Source organism: Allomuricauda sp. ARW1Y1, from assembly GCF_013407935.1.
Taxonomy (GTDB): domain Bacteria; phylum Bacteroidota; class Bacteroidia; order Flavobacteriales; family Flavobacteriaceae; genus Flagellimonas.
Genome location: NZ_JACBZU010000002.1, coordinates 147897 through 165076 on the forward strand (window position 1 = coordinate 147897; position 17180 = coordinate 165076).

The 17180-nt window shown below is 43.9% G+C and carries 17 protein-coding genes; 12 read left to right on the forward strand and 5 right to left on the reverse strand.

All coding sequences use genetic code 11. The features are described from left to right. Positions 1–340: 340 nt before the first annotated feature. The 6 genes from GGE08_RS05405 (at position 341) to GGE08_RS05430 (ending at position 5348) form a co-directional block, all read left to right on the forward strand. The gene (locus tag GGE08_RS05405) at positions 341–1075 is read left to right on the forward strand and encodes a LytR/AlgR family response regulator transcription factor (RefSeq protein ID WP_179383886.1); all 735 of its coding nucleotides are present in this window, start codon (positions 341–343) and stop codon (positions 1073–1075) included. Between the two features lie 139 nt (positions 1076–1214). Beyond that, positions 1215–1385 carry a hypothetical protein gene (locus GGE08_RS05410; RefSeq protein ID WP_179383887.1) on the forward strand — a complete coding sequence of 57 codons (171 nt, stop codon included), beginning with the start codon at positions 1215–1217 and terminating at the stop codon, positions 1383–1385. Positions 1386–1391: 6 nt separating this feature from the next. Further along, positions 1392–1628 carry a hypothetical protein gene (locus tag GGE08_RS05415; protein WP_179383888.1) on the forward strand — a complete coding sequence of 79 codons (237 nt, stop codon included), beginning with the start codon at positions 1392–1394 and terminating at the stop codon, positions 1626–1628. Between the two features lie 86 nt (positions 1629–1714). After that, positions 1715–3799 (forward strand): ATP-binding protein, encoded by a 2085-nt coding sequence (locus tag GGE08_RS05420; RefSeq protein WP_179383889.1) that lies wholly within the window; start codon positions 1715–1717, stop codon positions 3797–3799. A gap of 32 nt (positions 3800–3831) precedes the next feature. Beyond that, entirely contained in the window at positions 3832–4500 is a 669-nt protein-coding gene (locus GGE08_RS05425) for a response regulator transcription factor (protein ID WP_179383890.1), read from the forward strand. A 182-nt stretch (positions 4501–4682) separates the two neighbouring features. Continuing rightward, a complete protein-coding gene (locus GGE08_RS05430) occupies positions 4683–5348 on the forward strand; it encodes a hypothetical protein (RefSeq protein ID WP_179383891.1) in 666 nt (221 codons plus the stop codon). Between the two features lie 19 nt (positions 5349–5367). Here the strand turns inward: GGE08_RS05430 and glyA are convergent, their stop codons facing one another. Then, the gene (glyA, locus tag GGE08_RS05435) at positions 5368–6642 is read right to left on the reverse strand and encodes a serine hydroxymethyltransferase (RefSeq protein ID WP_293288802.1); all 1275 of its coding nucleotides are present in this window, start codon (positions 6640–6642) and stop codon (positions 5368–5370) included. Between the two features lie 250 nt (positions 6643–6892). Here glyA and GGE08_RS05440 point away from each other — a divergent pair, with 250 nt between their 5' ends. Further along, positions 6893–8077, forward strand: a complete 1185-nt coding sequence (locus GGE08_RS05440) for a hypothetical protein (protein WP_179383893.1) — start codon at positions 6893–6895, stop codon at positions 8075–8077. An 80-nt stretch (positions 8078–8157) separates the two neighbouring features. Here GGE08_RS05440 and ytxJ read toward each other — a convergent pair whose 3' ends face one another. Further along, the gene (gene ytxJ, locus GGE08_RS05445; RefSeq protein WP_179383894.1) at positions 8158–8547 is read right to left on the reverse strand and encodes a bacillithiol system redox-active protein YtxJ; all 390 of its coding nucleotides are present in this window, start codon (positions 8545–8547) and stop codon (positions 8158–8160) included. 142 nt (positions 8548–8689) lie between these two features. On the opposite strand from ytxJ, the gene clpB reads away from it, so the two are divergent. After that, complete coding sequence (gene clpB / locus GGE08_RS05450) at positions 8690–11290, forward strand: ATP-dependent chaperone ClpB (RefSeq protein ID WP_179383895.1); 2601 nt, start codon at positions 8690–8692, stop codon at positions 11288–11290. 118 nt (positions 11291–11408) lie between these two features. Beyond that, positions 11409–12005, forward strand: a complete 597-nt coding sequence (locus tag GGE08_RS05455; protein WP_179383896.1) for a TetR/AcrR family transcriptional regulator — start codon at positions 11409–11411, stop codon at positions 12003–12005. A gap of 123 nt (positions 12006–12128) precedes the next feature. Here GGE08_RS05455 and GGE08_RS05460 read toward each other — a convergent pair whose 3' ends face one another. Continuing rightward, positions 12129–13571: a PorP/SprF family type IX secretion system membrane protein gene (locus GGE08_RS05460; protein ID WP_179383897.1), complete on the reverse strand. Its 1443-nt coding sequence runs from the start codon at positions 13569–13571 to the stop codon at positions 12129–12131. Positions 13572–13632: 61 nt separating this feature from the next. On the opposite strand from GGE08_RS05460, the gene GGE08_RS05465 reads away from it, so the two are divergent. Continuing rightward, positions 13633–14169: a histidine phosphatase family protein gene (locus tag GGE08_RS05465; RefSeq protein WP_306456981.1), complete on the forward strand. Its 537-nt coding sequence runs from the start codon at positions 13633–13635 to the stop codon at positions 14167–14169. Between the two features lie 2 nt (positions 14170–14171). Here GGE08_RS05465 and GGE08_RS05470 read toward each other — a convergent pair whose 3' ends face one another. After that, the gene (locus GGE08_RS05470; RefSeq protein WP_179383898.1) at positions 14172–14909 is read right to left on the reverse strand and encodes a DUF6503 family protein; all 738 of its coding nucleotides are present in this window, start codon (positions 14907–14909) and stop codon (positions 14172–14174) included. An 80-nt stretch (positions 14910–14989) separates the two neighbouring features. On the opposite strand from GGE08_RS05470, the gene smpB reads away from it, so the two are divergent. Beyond that, a complete protein-coding gene (gene smpB, locus GGE08_RS05475; RefSeq protein WP_127141703.1) occupies positions 14990–15451 on the forward strand; it encodes an SsrA-binding protein SmpB in 462 nt (153 codons plus the stop codon). Here the strand turns inward: smpB and GGE08_RS05480 are convergent. Continuing rightward, positions 15448–16089: a protein-L-isoaspartate(D-aspartate) O-methyltransferase gene (locus GGE08_RS05480; RefSeq protein ID WP_179383899.1), complete on the reverse strand. Its 642-nt coding sequence runs from the start codon at positions 16087–16089 to the stop codon at positions 15448–15450. The two genes, smpB and GGE08_RS05480, sit on opposite strands and share 4 nt — an antisense overlap. A 115-nt stretch (positions 16090–16204) precedes the next feature. Here GGE08_RS05480 and GGE08_RS05485 point away from each other — a divergent pair, with 115 nt between their 5' ends. Beyond that, entirely contained in the window at positions 16205–17170 is a 966-nt protein-coding gene (locus tag GGE08_RS05485) for a Gfo/Idh/MocA family protein (RefSeq protein WP_127141701.1), read from the forward strand. Positions 17171–17180: the final 10 nt, after the last annotated feature.

Genomic DNA, 17180 nt, shown 5'->3' on the forward strand with positions numbered 1-17180 from the left:
CTAAATTTTGATGCTTTCCCAACAAATTGTAATATAGGGTAACCTAAAAACCGAACTAAACCTATATTCTGAACTAACTGAGCACGAAAAACCCCCAATTTACATCTCATTTTCATCTTGATGGAACGCCAAGGAAAGTACGTTTCCAAACGGCTGTTTCGCATTCAAAAAGCAATCCTTAAAAAATAGGTGTTTTGTTACACTCCATTTCGATTTAACGAATTTTTAGGGGAAAATGTAAGAAAAACACCCGATTTAAGATGAAACCCCTAGTTTTTTTAAGGGAAAACTGTAGTGAGTTTTTTTTGTGCCTTAGTAACTTGCAATCAGGAATTTGCACATGGAATATACCTACAACATCATCGACTCGGACGCCTCCTCAAAATTGCAGTTGCAATTGTATTTGGAGGAGTACGATGATTTTGTTTGTGCCAGCGAGGACACCAACGCTTCAGCAGGTCTAAATTCCATTTTAAAGTACAATCCCGATGTGGTGCTCGTCAATTTGGGCGAAGATGGCCTAAGCTACTTTCAAATGGTAACGGAACTGAATCAGTATATGCAGTCCTTACCTATTATTATAGGATACGCCAAAACCAAGAAGTTCGCCTACAATGCCATTAAAAGCGGCTTTTTTGATTATTGGATCCTGCCACACAACGAGTTCGATATCCGAAAGACGATTTTACGACTGCGCAAATTGCACCCAAAGCACGATACGCCATCCACCATTTGCCTTAAATCCTATAAGGACTACCGGTATTTGGACACCCAAAACATCCTTTATCTCAAATCGGATAACAATACCACTGACTTTTTTATGAAGGACGGCAGCATCATCAGTGCATTCAAGACCTTAAAGTCCTTCGAGGAAAAGTTACCCAAGAACTTTATCCGTGTACACCAAAGCTACATTATCAATAGTGTATATGTCACCCGTATCAATTATGGGAAATCCATCTGTAGTCTAAGGTGCGGGGAAGAGCAGGAACTCCCCTTCTCCAAAACCTATAAGGATAAGGTAGACAGCCTTAAGAACATGCTCTCCAAAACCTCGGCAAAGGCCCTTAATTAGCAAAATTCTTGCAGATTGTGGTAAAATTCTAACAGATTACCACAGAATACTACGCTCTTTTCAAATACAGCGTAGCCATCCCTATTGCGAAATACTTTAGCTGCACAAACCTAATTTTTACACCTAAAAACCTATAATTATGAAAAAAGTATTTAGCATTTTGGCCCTTGCACTATTGACCACTGGATTTTACTCTTGCGAAACGGAAACCGACGTACAGGACACCGAAGCCATGTTTGAACAACTGACCCTTGATCAGAATGCGACTGATGGTGAGGACGCAGAAAAGGACGGAAGAGGTAATAACTAGATTTTTATGCTTGCTGCCATTACCAACTTATACAAAAACATTATCCTGATTGTAATCCTTGTAATTGCCCTTCTTTATCAAAGGGATGAGTCCAAAGTGGTCGATTACATTGCTTTGGATAGACAGGAAGCGCTATCAGGAGACTATCAGAAGGGATCCCATGAATACCGAGTACGCCTCGGATTCTCAAAACAGAGCAAAAGACGATTGCAGCAGAGCGCAAACGACAGCCGACGACTGTAAGGAACATTTAACATAACACCCAGCCCCAAACCTTTACTGTTTTGGGGCTTTTTTGTTACCTTGGAACTAGAAACCACTTGGAAAATTTGAAAAACGGAGTATTCATTTTAGTACTACTGCTCGTTTTGGGCTGTAAACAGCAGGTATCCAACGATGAAACGGTGCGGAACCCCAAGGTCGACTCCATCCAACAATTGCTGACTATTGCCAAGACCGCCAAAGAATTATCATCCGATGAACGCAGAGCCTATATTCAAGATGCAGAGGTACAGGCCTTGACCCTTTCCAAGGATTCCACCCGATTGGAACAATTATCCCAGGTTTCCTTAGCGTATTTGCAGCAAAAGGATTCCGTAGGTTTTCGGCAATCCAATGCCAAGCTCCTAAAGCTATCAGAAGAAGCAAAAGCAGATAAAATACTGGGCTATTCCAATTGGGATCTTGGGGGTTTTTTTGAAAATTATGGAGCGATGGACAGTGCCTTTTACCGTTACCGAAAAGCCTTGGAAAGTTTTGACCGATTGCCGAAAGATTCCACCTCTAAATCCCTAAAAGCCAGAATGTTATATAATATGGCAAGGGTACAGGATGCCTACAAGGATTATTTGGGCGGCGAAACCAGTGCTGCCGCTGCCATAGAAATCTTTGATGAACTGGACGATGATTATCGCTTATATAATGCCTATAATATGTTAGGCATTTTGGCCAACGGCTTTGGCGATAGCCAAAAAGCGATTGAATCCTACGAAACAGCTCGCGGATATATTGAAAGCTCAAATCGTGAAAACAAAACTCAATTGATATGGAAACTCCAAAACAATATTGCTAGCACCTATCTAAACGAAGAAGATTTCACCCAAGCAAAAAATGTTTACCAAGAACTGCTTTTTAATACAAATCTAAAACAAGAGATTCCCGACCTGTATGAAAAAGCCTTGGGAAGCTACGCTTTTTCAGTCCTCAAAACCGAGAAGAACACTAAAAAGTCCGAGGAATTGTTAGTGGAGGCCTTTTCAGTTAACGCCGCAACTGGCGACCTCTACGACAGGGCCAGACTGCATTATTACTATTCCGAAGTTTTGGCCGCCAAGGGAGACACCCTAAATGCCATTGCCAATGCCAACGAATCCTACAATATTGCCAAAGAAACCTATAACAACGATCGTGCCTTGGACGCTCTCCGGTTGCTTACCCGATTGGATACGGTACATGCCGCCTCCTATGCCGAGCAGTACTACCAACTCAACGACATTATACAGGAAGAGGAACGCACCAAACGGGATAAATTTGGCCGCATCCGCATGGAGACGGACGACATTATCGAAGAGAACAAGATCCTGACGCAGGAAAAGCAGATTTGGATACTATCCTCCACCCTAATGCTATTGTTCGGGGTAACCGCCTTCATCATTATTTCCCTGTATATAAGCAACAACCGCTTAAAGTTTAAACAGCGACAACAGGAAAGCAACCAAGAAATCTACAACCTGATGCTCGCCCAACAAGGAAAATTGCAGGAGGGCAAGCAAATGGCCCAAAAACGAATTTCCGAGGAGCTCCACGATGGCATTCTGGGCGAAATGTTGGGTATCCGATTGATGTTGAGCGGCCTTAACGATCGCGAGGACCAGGCCTCCATGGAACAAAGGGCCATGTTCATTGAAAAACTTCAGGCCGTTGAGGAGGAAATCCGAACCATTTCCCATGAGCTGAACAATGAAGCCTACAAAAAATTTCATAATTTTATCGTGTCGTTGGAAGACATGATCAGCGGTATCGAAAAGTCATCCGGTATTTCCTGCACCTTCGACTACGACAAAAAGGTACCTTGGGACAATTTGCTGGGCGATATCAAGATCAACGCCTTCAGGGTGGTCCAAGAGGCACTAAAAAACTGTGTGAAACACGCAAAAAGCGAAAACGTGTCCATTTCCTTTCAACTGGTGGACGATATGTTAAAGCTCAATATCTCGGATGATGGTGTTGGCTTTGACCCAAACCGAGCGAAAAAAGGAATTGGCCTGAAGAACATTATATCCAGAGTCAAAAAAATAAAGGGCAAAGTGGATTTTGACAGCAAACCTGGCCATGGAACCATTATAAAAATACAGATACCCGCTTCCTATGTGGAACACACCGTTCCGCAAATATCGATAGCGGTAAACGCATAAACAACTCCCCCAAATTAATAGTAATACCTACCATGAAAACACTGAGAATACTAGCCATCGATGATCATGAAATGACCATGCTCGGGTACAAGTTCATACTCGAGGGCATCGATTTTGACGGTCACAAGATCATAGTGGACACCGCAACTTCCTTCGAAGCTGGGAAACAATTGATCGAGGAATCCGCAAAAACCTTTAGGTATGATATCTTGTTTTTGGATGTTCAATTATTTGCCCCTAACGAGGACCAACCGCACAGTGGGGAAGATTTGGGCATCTTGGCCAGAAAGATCGTACCGGAAAGCAAGATTGTTTTTATGTCCTCCTTTAGCGACAACTTTAGGATCAACAGTATTCTTAAGTCCGTAGATCCGGACGGTTATTTGGTAAAAACGGATATTGACCCCAAAACCTTGGAAGATGCCGTGCGGACCATTATGCTGGACCCGCCCTACTACTCTTCCAAAGCGCTTGGCGCCATCAGAAAAAAGATGGCCAACAACATAGATCTTGATGAGAAGGACAAGCAAATCCTTTACCATTTGTCCAAAGGGACCAAAACCAAGGATTTGGAAAAATTCATCAGGCTTTCCCCCTCCTCCATCGAAAACAGAAAACGTCATTTAAGAACCTTGTTCGGTACAGAAAACGAGAACGATTTGGCCTTGATATTGGCAGCAAAAAACAAAGGCTTTATTTGACCATCAATGCACTAAACGCAGCCTTACTTTTCGTTTTGTGGTAGGATTATGGGCCAAAAAACCTTAAAAATCCTACAAACTGGGGGAAATCCATAGAATTTTTAAGGATTATCTGCAATCCAAAATCAAAGATTCATCCTAATTTTATGTAGAAAGAATAGTAGAATCCAATCTATAGCTACATGTCATCCCCGAACAAACGAAATAGCAGATACAAAGGTCCAAAAACCTATGTGGCCACCGATGGTCTGGACGACTTTCTAAAAGTATTGGAAAAGTACTTTTTTGCCACGGCCAAAGTGCAGTGCAAGCAGGATTTTCAAAACAACAGAACGGATTTGATCATCCACCTTCACCATAACTTTGGGATAGCCGAATGTCTTCGACATTTTAACGATGGGAATTGGGGCAGCTATGATTTTGCCGAAGATTGCCAATCCAGTATATCCACTAAACTGGCCAAGGCCTTGGAGACGCTAAACCAAGAAAGTACCTATCCTACGGATATTCTGGAACTTTCCTTGCATTTTGAGGATACTTCCATCATCATCTCACGATTGTTCAAGCATAGCATCACCGAACAGGCCAGCGATATACTGACCGCTGTTGGCAAGCACTTTGTCTACTTTACCAAAGGGCTCACCGAAATGCCCTATGAAATCTTTGTTCCTGTTTTTGAGGATACCGCCACGGTCGGCACCAGTGGTTCAACTCAGGAGGAAGATAACCCGATCAGTTATTTTGACTATTGGGGCCTCTATTTTGACCGAGGGGATGGGCAGGAAGCCTACATTTATTCCCTTCACCAGAAAAAATTGTACGAAGAGAGCATTTTTCTCTTCGAGTAAAAATTTCCACTAGCAATTACTAAGCACTGAACAGAGGTCGCGATTTCATTAAATCGTTGACCTTTTGTTTTATGGAAGCTATTTTGGTTTCGTTCTCCGGGTCGGTCAGGATTTCGTCAATAAAGCCCACAATGATCTCCATATCGGCCTCTTTTAAGCCTCTGGTGGTGATTGCAGAGGTTCCGAAACGGATTCCTGACGTAACAAAAGGTGATTTATCATCAAAGGGCACCATGTTCTTGTTGGCTGTGATATCCGCATGTTCCAATACCTTTTCGGCATCTTTACCAGTAATATTTTTGTTTCGGAGGTCGATCAACATCATGTGGTTGTCGGTACCCCCAGAAATCACTTTGTAATCCCTGTCCATAAACGCCTTCGCCATGGCGGCAGCGTTCTTTTTCACTTGGACCATGTAGTGGAGGAACTCGTCAGAAAGGGCTTCCCCAAACGCAACGGCTTTGGCCGCGATAATGTGCTCCAACGGTCCGCCTTGATTACCAGGGAATACTGCCAAATCCAATAGGGCCGACATTTTTCTCAGGTTTCCGTTCTTTAGTTTGATACCAAACGGATTGTCAAAATCCTCCCCCATCAAAATAAGTCCTCCACGTGGACCACGGAGTGTTTTGTGTGTTGTGGTGGTCACAATATGGCAATGGGGGATCGGGTCGTTCAAAATACCTTTGGCAATCAATCCAGAAGGATGCGATATATCTGCCAACAAGATAGCTCCTACACTATCGGCAATTTCACGGAAACGCTTAAAATCCATGTCCCTGGAATAAGCTGAAGCACCGGCAATGATCAGTTTGGGTTGCTCCTTTTCGGCAATCTCTTGGATTTTGTCGTAGTTCAAAAGTCCGGTTTCCTCATCTACCCCATAAAACACAGGGTTGTACAATTTACCGGAAAAGTTCACAGGCGAACCATGGGTCAAGTGCCCGCCGTGGGAGAGGTCAAAACCTAAAATGGTATCACCTGCATTGAGGCACGCATGGTAAACCGAAGCATTGGCCTGGGAACCGGAGTGCGGCTGTACATTGGCGTAAGCGGCACCGAACAACTCCTTGGCACGGTCTATGGCCAACTGTTCCACTTGGTCAACAATTTCGCAACCGCCATAATAACGCTTTCCTGGGTAGCCTTCAGCATATTTGTTGGTAAGTACAGAGCCAGCGGCCTCCATCACTTGCGGACTTACAAAGTTCTCGGAAGCGATCAGTTCTATACCTTCCAGCTGCCTATCGTTTTCTTGCGCTATCAGTTCAAAAATCTTTTGGTCTCGTTGCATGTTGCCCATAGTTTAATTAAGGGCGTAAAATTACGAATTGAAAGGGGATTTATCCGCATAAAAAAGCCAATGAGGGCTAATTTTATCAAACGGAAATTAACAATTATGTTAGTTTCCCATCCTTCCAAAAATCTCCCATTTACAACCTTTTTATCCAAGATATACTACCGTTCATCCTTTTTCGTTTATAGATTGGGGATTTTTGGCACAGCTATTGGATTCCCCTAACCAAATCAAAAAGTAGATGACCATGAGAAAACTTTTACTCTTACTTACAGTTATGGTTCTTGGCGCCTGTAGTGGTGTTAAAAAAACGCAAGAGGCCCTGAATACGGGAAATTACAATGCGGCAATGAACAAGGCCATTAAAAATTTGGCCGAGAACAAGACCAAAAAAGGGCATCAGCAGTTTATTGTTCTTTTAGAGGAAGCCTTTGCCAAAAATGCGGCCAGAGAGCAACAAGAAATTGCCTTTCTTCAGAATGACGGAAATCCAGCAAACTTGGAATCCATCTACAATAAATATGTTCAACTAAAGCAAATACAGGAACGGATTCGTCCCCTGTTACCGCTGTATATTGTTGATGAAGGAAGGGATGCCAGATTCAATTTTGTGAACTACGACAATCAAATCTTGAACACCAAGGATGACCTATCCGAGCATTTGTATCAGAATGCCCTCTACCTTTTGGCCTCGGCCAAATACAAATCCGATTATCGAGCTGCCTATGATGATTTGAAGTACTTGCAGGAAATCAATCCGGGGTATAGGGAAACGGTGGCCAAAATGGATGAGGCCTATAACAAAGGGCTGGAATTTGTACGTGTGGAGATTGCCAATCAGACCCAACAGATCATCCCAGAACGTTTGGAGGCCGAATTATTGGATTTTAATGCCTTTGGAATTGAAAATTTTTGGTTGCAGTACCATACCAATCCGTTGGAAAACATCAATTATGATTATGCGATGAACCTGGATTTTATGGAAATCAACATTTCCCCAGAGCGTATCAACGAAACCCAAGTTATTAAGGAAAGACAGATCAAGGACGGTTGGGAATACCTTTTGGACCAAGATGGTAATGTGGTGAAGGATAGTTTGGGCAACAAGATAAAAGTGGATAAAATGCGAACTGTTACTTGTAAGTTGTTCCAATTTACCCAATTCAAAAGTGCGCAAATTGGGGCCAAGGTAAGCTTTACCAATTTAAGGGATGGACAGGTCATCAACTCCTACCCCCTCTCCAGTGAGTTTGTCTTTGAGCATATCTTTGCGAATTACCAAGGGGACAAAAGAGCGTTAGAAGACGATTTGCTATTGTATCTGAACGCTAGGGAGGTACCTTTTCCGTCCAACGAGCAAATGGTGTACGATGCTGGCGAAGACCTAAAACTGCGCCTCAAAAATATTGTCTCGAGGTATCAGTTCAATTAAAAGAAAGTGTCACATCGAGCGGAGTCGAGATGCCTTAAGTTCTCGACTCCGCTCGAACTGACATATAATCATGATTTCTTTTATAGGTACTTCGTAAAATCCATATCCGAAATGGCTCCGTGCGAGGTGTGGAAGGTAACCTCACCATTCTTGACGACCAGTAATTGGGGAGACTCGTGGAGTACATCAAATTTCTCCGCAATCCGGTTGGAAATATCCCGGTGGTTTTGAATGGTCAAAAAATAAAGGTCAATATCCAAATCCATATCGTACGACCCCTCGAACATATTGAGGACCATTCGGCTTATGCCGCACGTATTCGAGTGCTTAAAAATCACCTGTGGTCGGCCATTGGACTTTTCCGCAATCGCCTCCAATTGATCCATGGCTTCCAATGGAATCCAAGGCAATGCTTCCTTTTTTGTCGTTGTGTTCTCCTTTTTTCCGAAGACGCTGTCAAATATTCCCATATTGCAAATTTATAGGATAAGTCGGTAGGGAACAAAAAGCTTACAACTGACTAAATGTCTTGCTATCACTGGTTTTATCGGACATTTTGACGGTAATATGGTATTGGTAAGGTTGTTGACTTTAATCGGTAAAACGAAAACGATGAACTTTAACAATTTTACCATAAAATCGCAAGAAGCCATTCAAAGGGCCCAGCAATTGGCCCAAGAATTTGGGCATCAACAAATAGAAAACGAACACCTGTTCAAAGCCATTGGCGAGGTGGATGAAAATGTGCTTCCCTTCATTTTGAAAAAATTGAACGTGAACACCAACCTCATCCATCAAATATTGGACAAGGAACTCCAGAGCTTTTCCAAAGTGACCGGAGGAGAAATCATGCTTTCGCGCGAAGCCGGAAAAACCGTCAACGAAGCCAGTATTATCGCCAAAAATATGGGCGATGAATATGTTTCCGTGGAACATTTACTCTTGGCCATTTTCAAATCCAAGAGTAAGATTGCGCAAATCCTAAAGGATCAAGGCGTTACCGAAAAAGACCTGAAGGCAGCCATTCAAGAATTGCGCAAAGGAGGAAAGGTAACCTCTCAAAGTGCCGAGGAAACCTATAATTCCTTGGATAAATACGCCAATAACCTCAACCAATTGGCCGATAGTGGCAAATTGGACCCCGTTATTGGAAGGGACGAAGAAATCCGAAGGGTTTTGCAAATCCTCTCCCGACGCACCAAAAACAACCCTATGCTCGTAGGGGAGCCCGGTGTAGGTAAAACAGCCATTGCCGAAGGATTGGCGCATCGAATTGTGCAAGGTGACGTGCCCGAAAACCTAAAGGACAAAATCATCTACTCATTGGATATGGGTGCCCTGATTGCCGGTGCCAAATACAAGGGTGAATTTGAGGAGCGCCTAAAGGCGGTCATCAAAGAGGTGACCTCCTCAGATGGGAACATCGTGCTCTTTATCGACGAGATCCACACCTTGGTAGGCGCTGGTGGCGGACAGGGTGCTATGGATGCCGCAAACATCTTAAAACCAGCCCTCGCCCGTGGTGAACTTAGGGCCATTGGAGCAACCACTTTGGATGAGTATCAAAAATATTTTGAGAAGGACAAGGCATTGGAGCGCAGGTTCCAAAAAGTGATGGTTGACGAGCCGGATACCGAAAGCGCCATTTCCATCCTTCGGGGTATCAAGGAAAAGTATGAAGCCCACCACAAGGTCCGCATTAAGGATGATGCGGTGATCGGGGCGGTTGAACTATCGCAACGCTACATCACCAACCGCTTTTTGCCCGACAAGGCTATCGACCTCATGGATGAAGCGGCTTCCAAACTTCGCATGGAAATCAACTCCAAGCCCGAAGAATTGGACGTACTCGACCGTAAGATCATGCAGTTGGAAATTGAAGTGGAGGCCATCAAACGGGAAGACGACACCACTAAACTAAAGTCCCTAAACTTGGAGTTGGCCAACCTCAAGGAAGAGCGAAACGAAATCTTTGCCAAGTGGGAGAGCGAAAAAACCGTGGTGGACAATATCCAACGAACCAAGGAGGATATCGAAAACTATAAGGTGGAGGCCGAACGCGCCGAGAGGAACGGTGACTACGGTAAAGTAGCCGAGCTACGGTACGGAAAAATCAAAGAGGCGCAAGAGAAGTTGGAAAAGCTTCAAAATGAATTGTCCGAGCAACAAACTGCCGGCACCTTGATCAAGGAAGAGGTCACTTATGAGGATATCGCCGAAGTGGTGGCCAAATGGACCGGAATTCCGGTGAACAAGATGATGCAGAGCGAGCGCGAAAAGCTTTTGAAGCTGGAAGACGTGCTGCACAAACGTGTGGTGGGACAAGAGGAGGCCATTGTGGCCGTATCCGACGCCATTCGAAGAAGCAGGGCCGGGCTGCAAGATGCCAAAAAACCCATCGGTTCATTCCTGTTCTTGGGTACCACTGGTGTGGGTAAGACCGAGTTGGCCAAGACCTTGGCCGCCTATCTGTTCGATGATGAAAATGCCATTACGCGGATAGATATGAGCGAATACCAAGAACGCCACTCCGTGAGTCGATTGGTAGGTGCGCCTCCCGGGTACGTGGGCTATGATGAGGGCGGACAGTTGACCGAAGCGGTACGAAGAAAACCTTATTCGGTGATATTGCTGGATGAAATCGAAAAAGCCCACCCTGATACCTTCAATATTCTTTTACAGGTATTGGATGAGGGTAGGTTGACCGATAACAAAGGACGTGTGGCGGATTTTAAGAACTCCATCATCATTATGACCAGTAATATGGGAAGCCACATCATCCAAGAGAAATTTGAGGATGCCAAGGATTTAGAAAGTGCGTCGGAGGCGGCACGGGTAGAAGTGATGGGATTGCTCCGCAAAACCATCCGACCAGAGTTCTTGAACCGTATCGATGATATTATCATGTTCACCCCGTTGAGCAAATCGGACATCAAGGACATTGTGGGGCTGCAATTGGCCAACTTGAAGAAAATGTTGACCAAGCAGAACATCACCTTGGATGCGACCGAGGAAGCAATCGATTATTTGGCAGCCAAAGGATTTGACCCGCAATACGGTGCACGGCCCGTAAAACGATTGATCCAGAAAGAGGTGTTGAACAACCTGTCTAAAGAGCTGCTATCAGGAAGAATTACTTCGGACAGCATCGTGCTCTTGGATTCTTTCGATGATCAGTTGGTATTCAGAAATCAAAATGAATTGGTAGAATAATACCAAATCACCCATAGGTAAAGCCCTTACTTTGTTAAAGTGAGGGCTTTTCTTTTATAAAATACCGTACAGTATTTGATTTTTTATATCTTAGATACGACCAACAGCAACCAACAAAATGACCAAAAAGGCAGAACGTACCACCGCTTACATTATTGAGACCGTAGCGCCCATTTTTAACAAACATGGCTACATAGGCACCAGTATGAGCGACCTTACAGAAGCTACAGGCCTCACCAAAGGTGCCATTTACGGAAATTTTGAAAACAAAGAAGCCCTGGCGCTCTCCGCCTTTGAGCACAATCGGAATATGCTCTTGCGGGCAATTGACAATGCTCTGGAAACAGGTGACGAAGCCTTGGCAAGAATTTATGCCCTATTGAATTTTTACAGGCAGTACGATGTATTCACCCTGCCCATGGGCGGATGTCCCATCCTCAATGTTGGTGTGGATGCCCAAGGCAACAACAAGCTCCTTGCTGCGGCGGTAAAAGAAACTGTCAAAGAAATTGAGGGCAAGATTGCCCTTGTCCTTGAGAATGGAGCGAATCGAAACGATATTAAGCTTCCTGTACCCCCTTTACAGTTTGCTAAGCAATTGTTCACCATGATCCAAGGGGCCGTGGCCATGAGCACCATGATGCAGGACCGAAAGTACTTGGTCAATACCGTTGCGTATTTAGAGTTTTTGGTGAAGCAAGAACTCAAAAAGTAAAGCCCATTTTCTTATTCATTCAAGCGCCTTTCATTCCAATAGTGCAAAGCGACGAGGTAGCTCACATCATTTAATTAGGAAATGGATTTCGCTCTTTGCTTGATATAACCGTACCATCTAACATCAATTTCCTTTGACACGGAAAATCCAGGTTTTTTCCGCATACTTACCAAAAAACTTGCTGTCTCGGGCCTTTCTGGCTTCATCCATGGTATTGTAGCGCTCCAAATACACATAATTGTACTTGTTTACACTTCGATAGAAGGATTTGGGTTCCAAACCTTTTTCCCGGAGCGTTTTCATGAAGTTTTCAAAATATCGTTGGGTACCATATACGTTGGCAATCAAATAGAAACCGGGCTCCAAACCTTCTTCATTTTCTACTTCTTCGTAGCGTTCGTTTGGTCGAACCTCTACTTGCTGCCGTTGTAATTGTTCCAGACTGTCCTTTTTGCGCTGCTGTTCCATAAGTTCCCATTGGCGTTGTACTTCCGCTAGGGAGTCTTTTACACGTTCCAATTGTCTTCTTGCCTCAAGTTCGCGACGCTCCTGCTCCAGTCGTTGTTGCTCTATTTCCTCTTCCAGTGGGTTTGGCTCCTCTTCCACGGTTTCTGCGGGTAAGGCTTCTTGCGGCTCTTCCGGCTGAATTTCCTTTGTTTTTGTTTTTCCAAAGTGATAGGAAGCAACGATTTCAAACGTGGCGTCTTCTTCGCTCAACGCGTTATCCGTTGCAAACTCCATCAATCCACCCAAAGAAAAGGATTTTGCCAAGGTAATCCCCAGACCACCTGACGCACCATAAAAACTGTTGTAGCCGCCCTGTACCCAAAATTTAGAGGTGGAGAACAACCCATTCAACCCAAACTGGGTGTCGCCATTGGGCACGGATTTGACATATACTACGGGGCGAACAAAACTATCTCCCAAACCCTCCGATATCATCAACGGAAAATCATGCGACACCGTTCCGGTAACACTCTGAAAGCTATCCATATTTTGCCCGTTGGAACCGGAAACATTAAAGCCCACTGCATTTTCCAAGGCCAGGCCAACACTGAATCGATTGACCATCAAACGCAATCCAGGGGTAAATTGTACCTTAAACCCTTCAAAATCCTCCAATGCAACAGGGTCCAACCCGTCACCTTCCACAAATTGTTCATCAGCAACTGTTTGCTGGAAGGCAAAGACATTGAGTCCGGCCATCAGCTGAATTTCATCATCCAATTGAAAGGTTTGGGCAAAAGTCAAATTACCCCCAGTGTACAAAAAAACACCCGTATTGTGCTGTAAAAAGCCTACCGATGCTACTGAAGCTGGATTCAATTGGTGGGTGTAATTGGCGAAAATGGTGGAAGGGTCACCATCAATGCTCTGCCATTGCCATCGGGTCCAGACCGAAAGGGAATTCGGGTTGTTCCAGTCCAAGGCGTAGGTAGGATTCAGCAAACTGGCATTGAACTGCGTGAGCGAATGTTGCCTAAAATCGGACGGCAATGTAGGCTCTTGCCCCCAAGTCAAGGAGGTACTTATGATAACGAATAAACAAACCAAAAACTTGGGCATACCAGAAAATGAAAATTAAACGTTACTTTTAAAACAAATTAACCAAAAACATACGGGAACTTTGAATAGAACTATGCGAACCATCAAACCCCTAATTGCCCTTGCAATTATACTCGTTGGAAGTATCGGCTGCAAAAAAGATACGAAAATTGCCGAAGATCCTGTTATTTCCACCTTCTATTTTATAAGGCATGCCGAAAAAGACAGAACGGACCCTGAAAACCCGGACCCAGAGCTCAATCAGGATGGTTTGGACAGGGCCATACGCTGGGCCGAAGTCTTCGACCCCATCCCTCTGGACATGGTCTACTCCACCAATTACGAGCGGACTTCCATGACGGCTGCACCTACCTCTATCAAAAAAGATATCGATATCAAATACTACGACCCTCGCGATATGGATATCGAGGCGTTCAAAATGGAAAATGAAGGGAAAAATGTCCTTGTGGTCGGCCACAGCAATACTACGCCAATGTTAGTGAACAAAATAATCGGCATGGAAAAATATGATGCCATGGATGATTCGGACAACAGTAGTTTGTTTATCGTCCGAATTATTGATGGTGTACCAACGGACATCCGATTAAAAATTGATTAGGCCTATTCCACCAAAATATTTTCCAGTTCGATCTTGCTTAGGAGTTCAAGTTCCCCTTTATCGTACAATTGACCGATTTCTAGAATGCCTGTGCCTTCTTTTAGAGGTTTATAGTTCTCGTAGTCAACAAAACGAATACCATTCACATAGCGTTCGTTATAGGCTTTTCTAAACCGCTGACCTCCTCCATTTACATGAAAGTCGTAGGCTAAATACTCTGGCTTAAATGTTTCTTTATCAAACCAATATAAATAGGTATCCTCAAAATCGTCACCTCCACCTTGCTGGTCAAAAGTCACCTTTACTTTGTAATAAGGCTTGTTCTTTATGGTCTCCTCGCCTAAAAAAGTTTTGTTAACGGCAGCATCGTTTAAACCATATGGCAATCGCACAAAATAATGCACTGAGTTGATGGAATTGGCATATTTCACCGCCATGGTATCGTGCACCTGCACCAAGGAATCGTTCACGTAGCGTTCAAAATCATCACCTCTTTTGATATCGATAATCGTAGTGGTGTCCAAATCAGAAATCCGCTTAAAGACCCTTTGGCCATCCACATTTTCGGAAACATAACGTTTATCCCTAAAATCAAAAGTCACCGTATGGTCGTTAAACAGTTTTCCTCCACTATCGGCTATGGAATTATCTACGATTTCCTGGGCAGTTGGTTGTTCTTTGGCTTCTTGTTTGCATCCAATAGCAAAAACAAGTACTAGAAGAATTAAAAGTCGTTTCATAAGGTTGTTTGGGTACTTATTCGTAAAATCTAGCGTAACATTACAATTTTCTTGGCAAAGAGTTCATATTTTTGTGTCCGATGCAGCAAAATATCAACATAAAAAACAGAAGAGCCCGATTTGATTATGAAATTTTGGACACCTACACGGCGGGTATCGTCCTAGGGGGTACCGAAATTAAATCACTTCGTTTGGGCAAGGCTTCCATTTCGCAAAGCTTTTGCGAGTTCAATGACAAAGGCGAACTGTTTGTCGTGAATATGCAAATCGACGAATATACGCACGCCAGCCATTTTAATCACGCCCCGAAGGCCGTTCGTAAATTGTTGCTCAACAAAAGGGAACTCAAAAAACTCCAAAAGGAGGTAGCTACCACTGGACTTACCATTGTGCCGCTCAAAGTTTTCATCAACGATAGGGGTCTGGCCAAAATGAACATTGGTCTGGCCAAGGGTAAAAAATTGTACGATAAGCGGGAAACCATCAAGGACCGGGACAACAAACGGAACCTATCCCGAATCAAAAAGAGTTTCAACAATTAGTTTTTATCTTCCAACAAGGGAACGAACCGAAACGAACCGTACTCCTTTTTCTCGAATTCCTTTTCGGATTTACGCACGAACAATGTCATGATTTGTTCATCCACCCCAACGGGAATCACCAGCCTGCCCCCCACTTTCAATTGAGACAAAAGAGGTTTGGGAACTTCTGGCGCACCCGCGGTAACAATAATTCCATCGTAAGGCGCTTCTTCGGGCAATCCTTTGTAGCCATCCCCAAAAATCATTTTTTTGGGCCTGTAATGCATTTTATTGAAGAACAATTTAGTGGTCTTGAAGAGCTCCAATTGGCGTTCGATGGTATAGACCTTGGCCCGTAAATGCAGCAAAACTGCGGTTTGGTAACCGCTACCCGTGCCTATTTCCAAAATTTTATCGTTGGGCTTCACCTCTAATAATTCGGTCTGGAATGCCACCGTGTAAGGCTGAGAAATGGTTTGGTCGGCCCCGATGGGAAAAGCTTTATCCTGATACGCATGATCTTCGAAACCACTATCCAAAAACAAATGCCTGGGAACCGTTTTAATCGCCTCCAGCACCTTTTTGTCCGTAATCCCCTTGGCGGCAACAACATCCGCCAAGTTCTTGCGCATTCCCCTATGTTTGAGCGTATCCTTCATGCTATCTGGTCTGGTGGGGCGAAGTTAAAAAGTTCCCTAAAAATATCCCCTTAGTTCCGTTCAAAAATTTGTGGAAACTGCCATCATATCCGTATTTTTGACGAAAACAGGTCATATGCTAAAAGTTGGTGTCCTCGGTGCGGGACATTTAGGAAAAATTCACCTCAGGCTCTTAAACCAATCGGATAAATATGAACTTGTTGGGTTTTATGATCCCGATGAGATCAATGCCAAAAAGGTAGCTGCCGAATTTGGATACACCCATTACGACAATATCAACAATTTGATAGACGCCGTGGATGTGGTAGATATAGTGACACCTACCCTTTCGCATTTTGATTGTGCCAAAAAGGCGATTGAAAAAGGTAGGCACATCTTTATTGAAAAACCGATAACCAATACGCTGGAAGAGGCGGAACAATTGCTCGAACTCTCCAAAAAACACGGTGTTAAAGGCCAAGTTGGCCATGTGGAACGCTTTAATCCCGCATTTTTGGCCGTAAAGGACAAAATCGAGAACCCTATGTTCATCGAAACGCATCGTTTGGCGGAATTCAATCCGCGGGGGACCGATGTGCCCGTTGTGCTGGATTTGATGATCCACGATATTGATGCAATTTTGAGCGTGGTGCCTTCCGAAGTGGAAAAAATCAATGCCAGTGGTGTTTCTGTCATTAGTCAATCACCCGATATTGCCAATGCACGTATCCAATTCAAAAACGGTTGCGTGGCCAACCTTACCTCGAGCCGTATTTCGCTTAAAAATATGCGGAAGTCGCGTTTCTTTCAGCGCGATGCCTATATTTCGGTAGACTTCTTGGAGAAAAAAGTAGAAGTGGTCAAAATGAAGGACGCTCCCGAAAATCCTGGCGATTTTGATATGATCTTACAAAACGCCGAAGGCGAGAAAAAGCAGATCTATTTTGAAAACCCCGAAATAGACGTGAACAATGCCATTTTGGACGAATTGGAAACCTTTGCCGATGCCATCAACAACGACACGGAGCCCGTTGTAAGTTTGGAGCAAGGCACCAATGCCCTGCGTGTAGCCCTTCAAATCATTGCATCATTTGATAATTAATCGTCGTTCC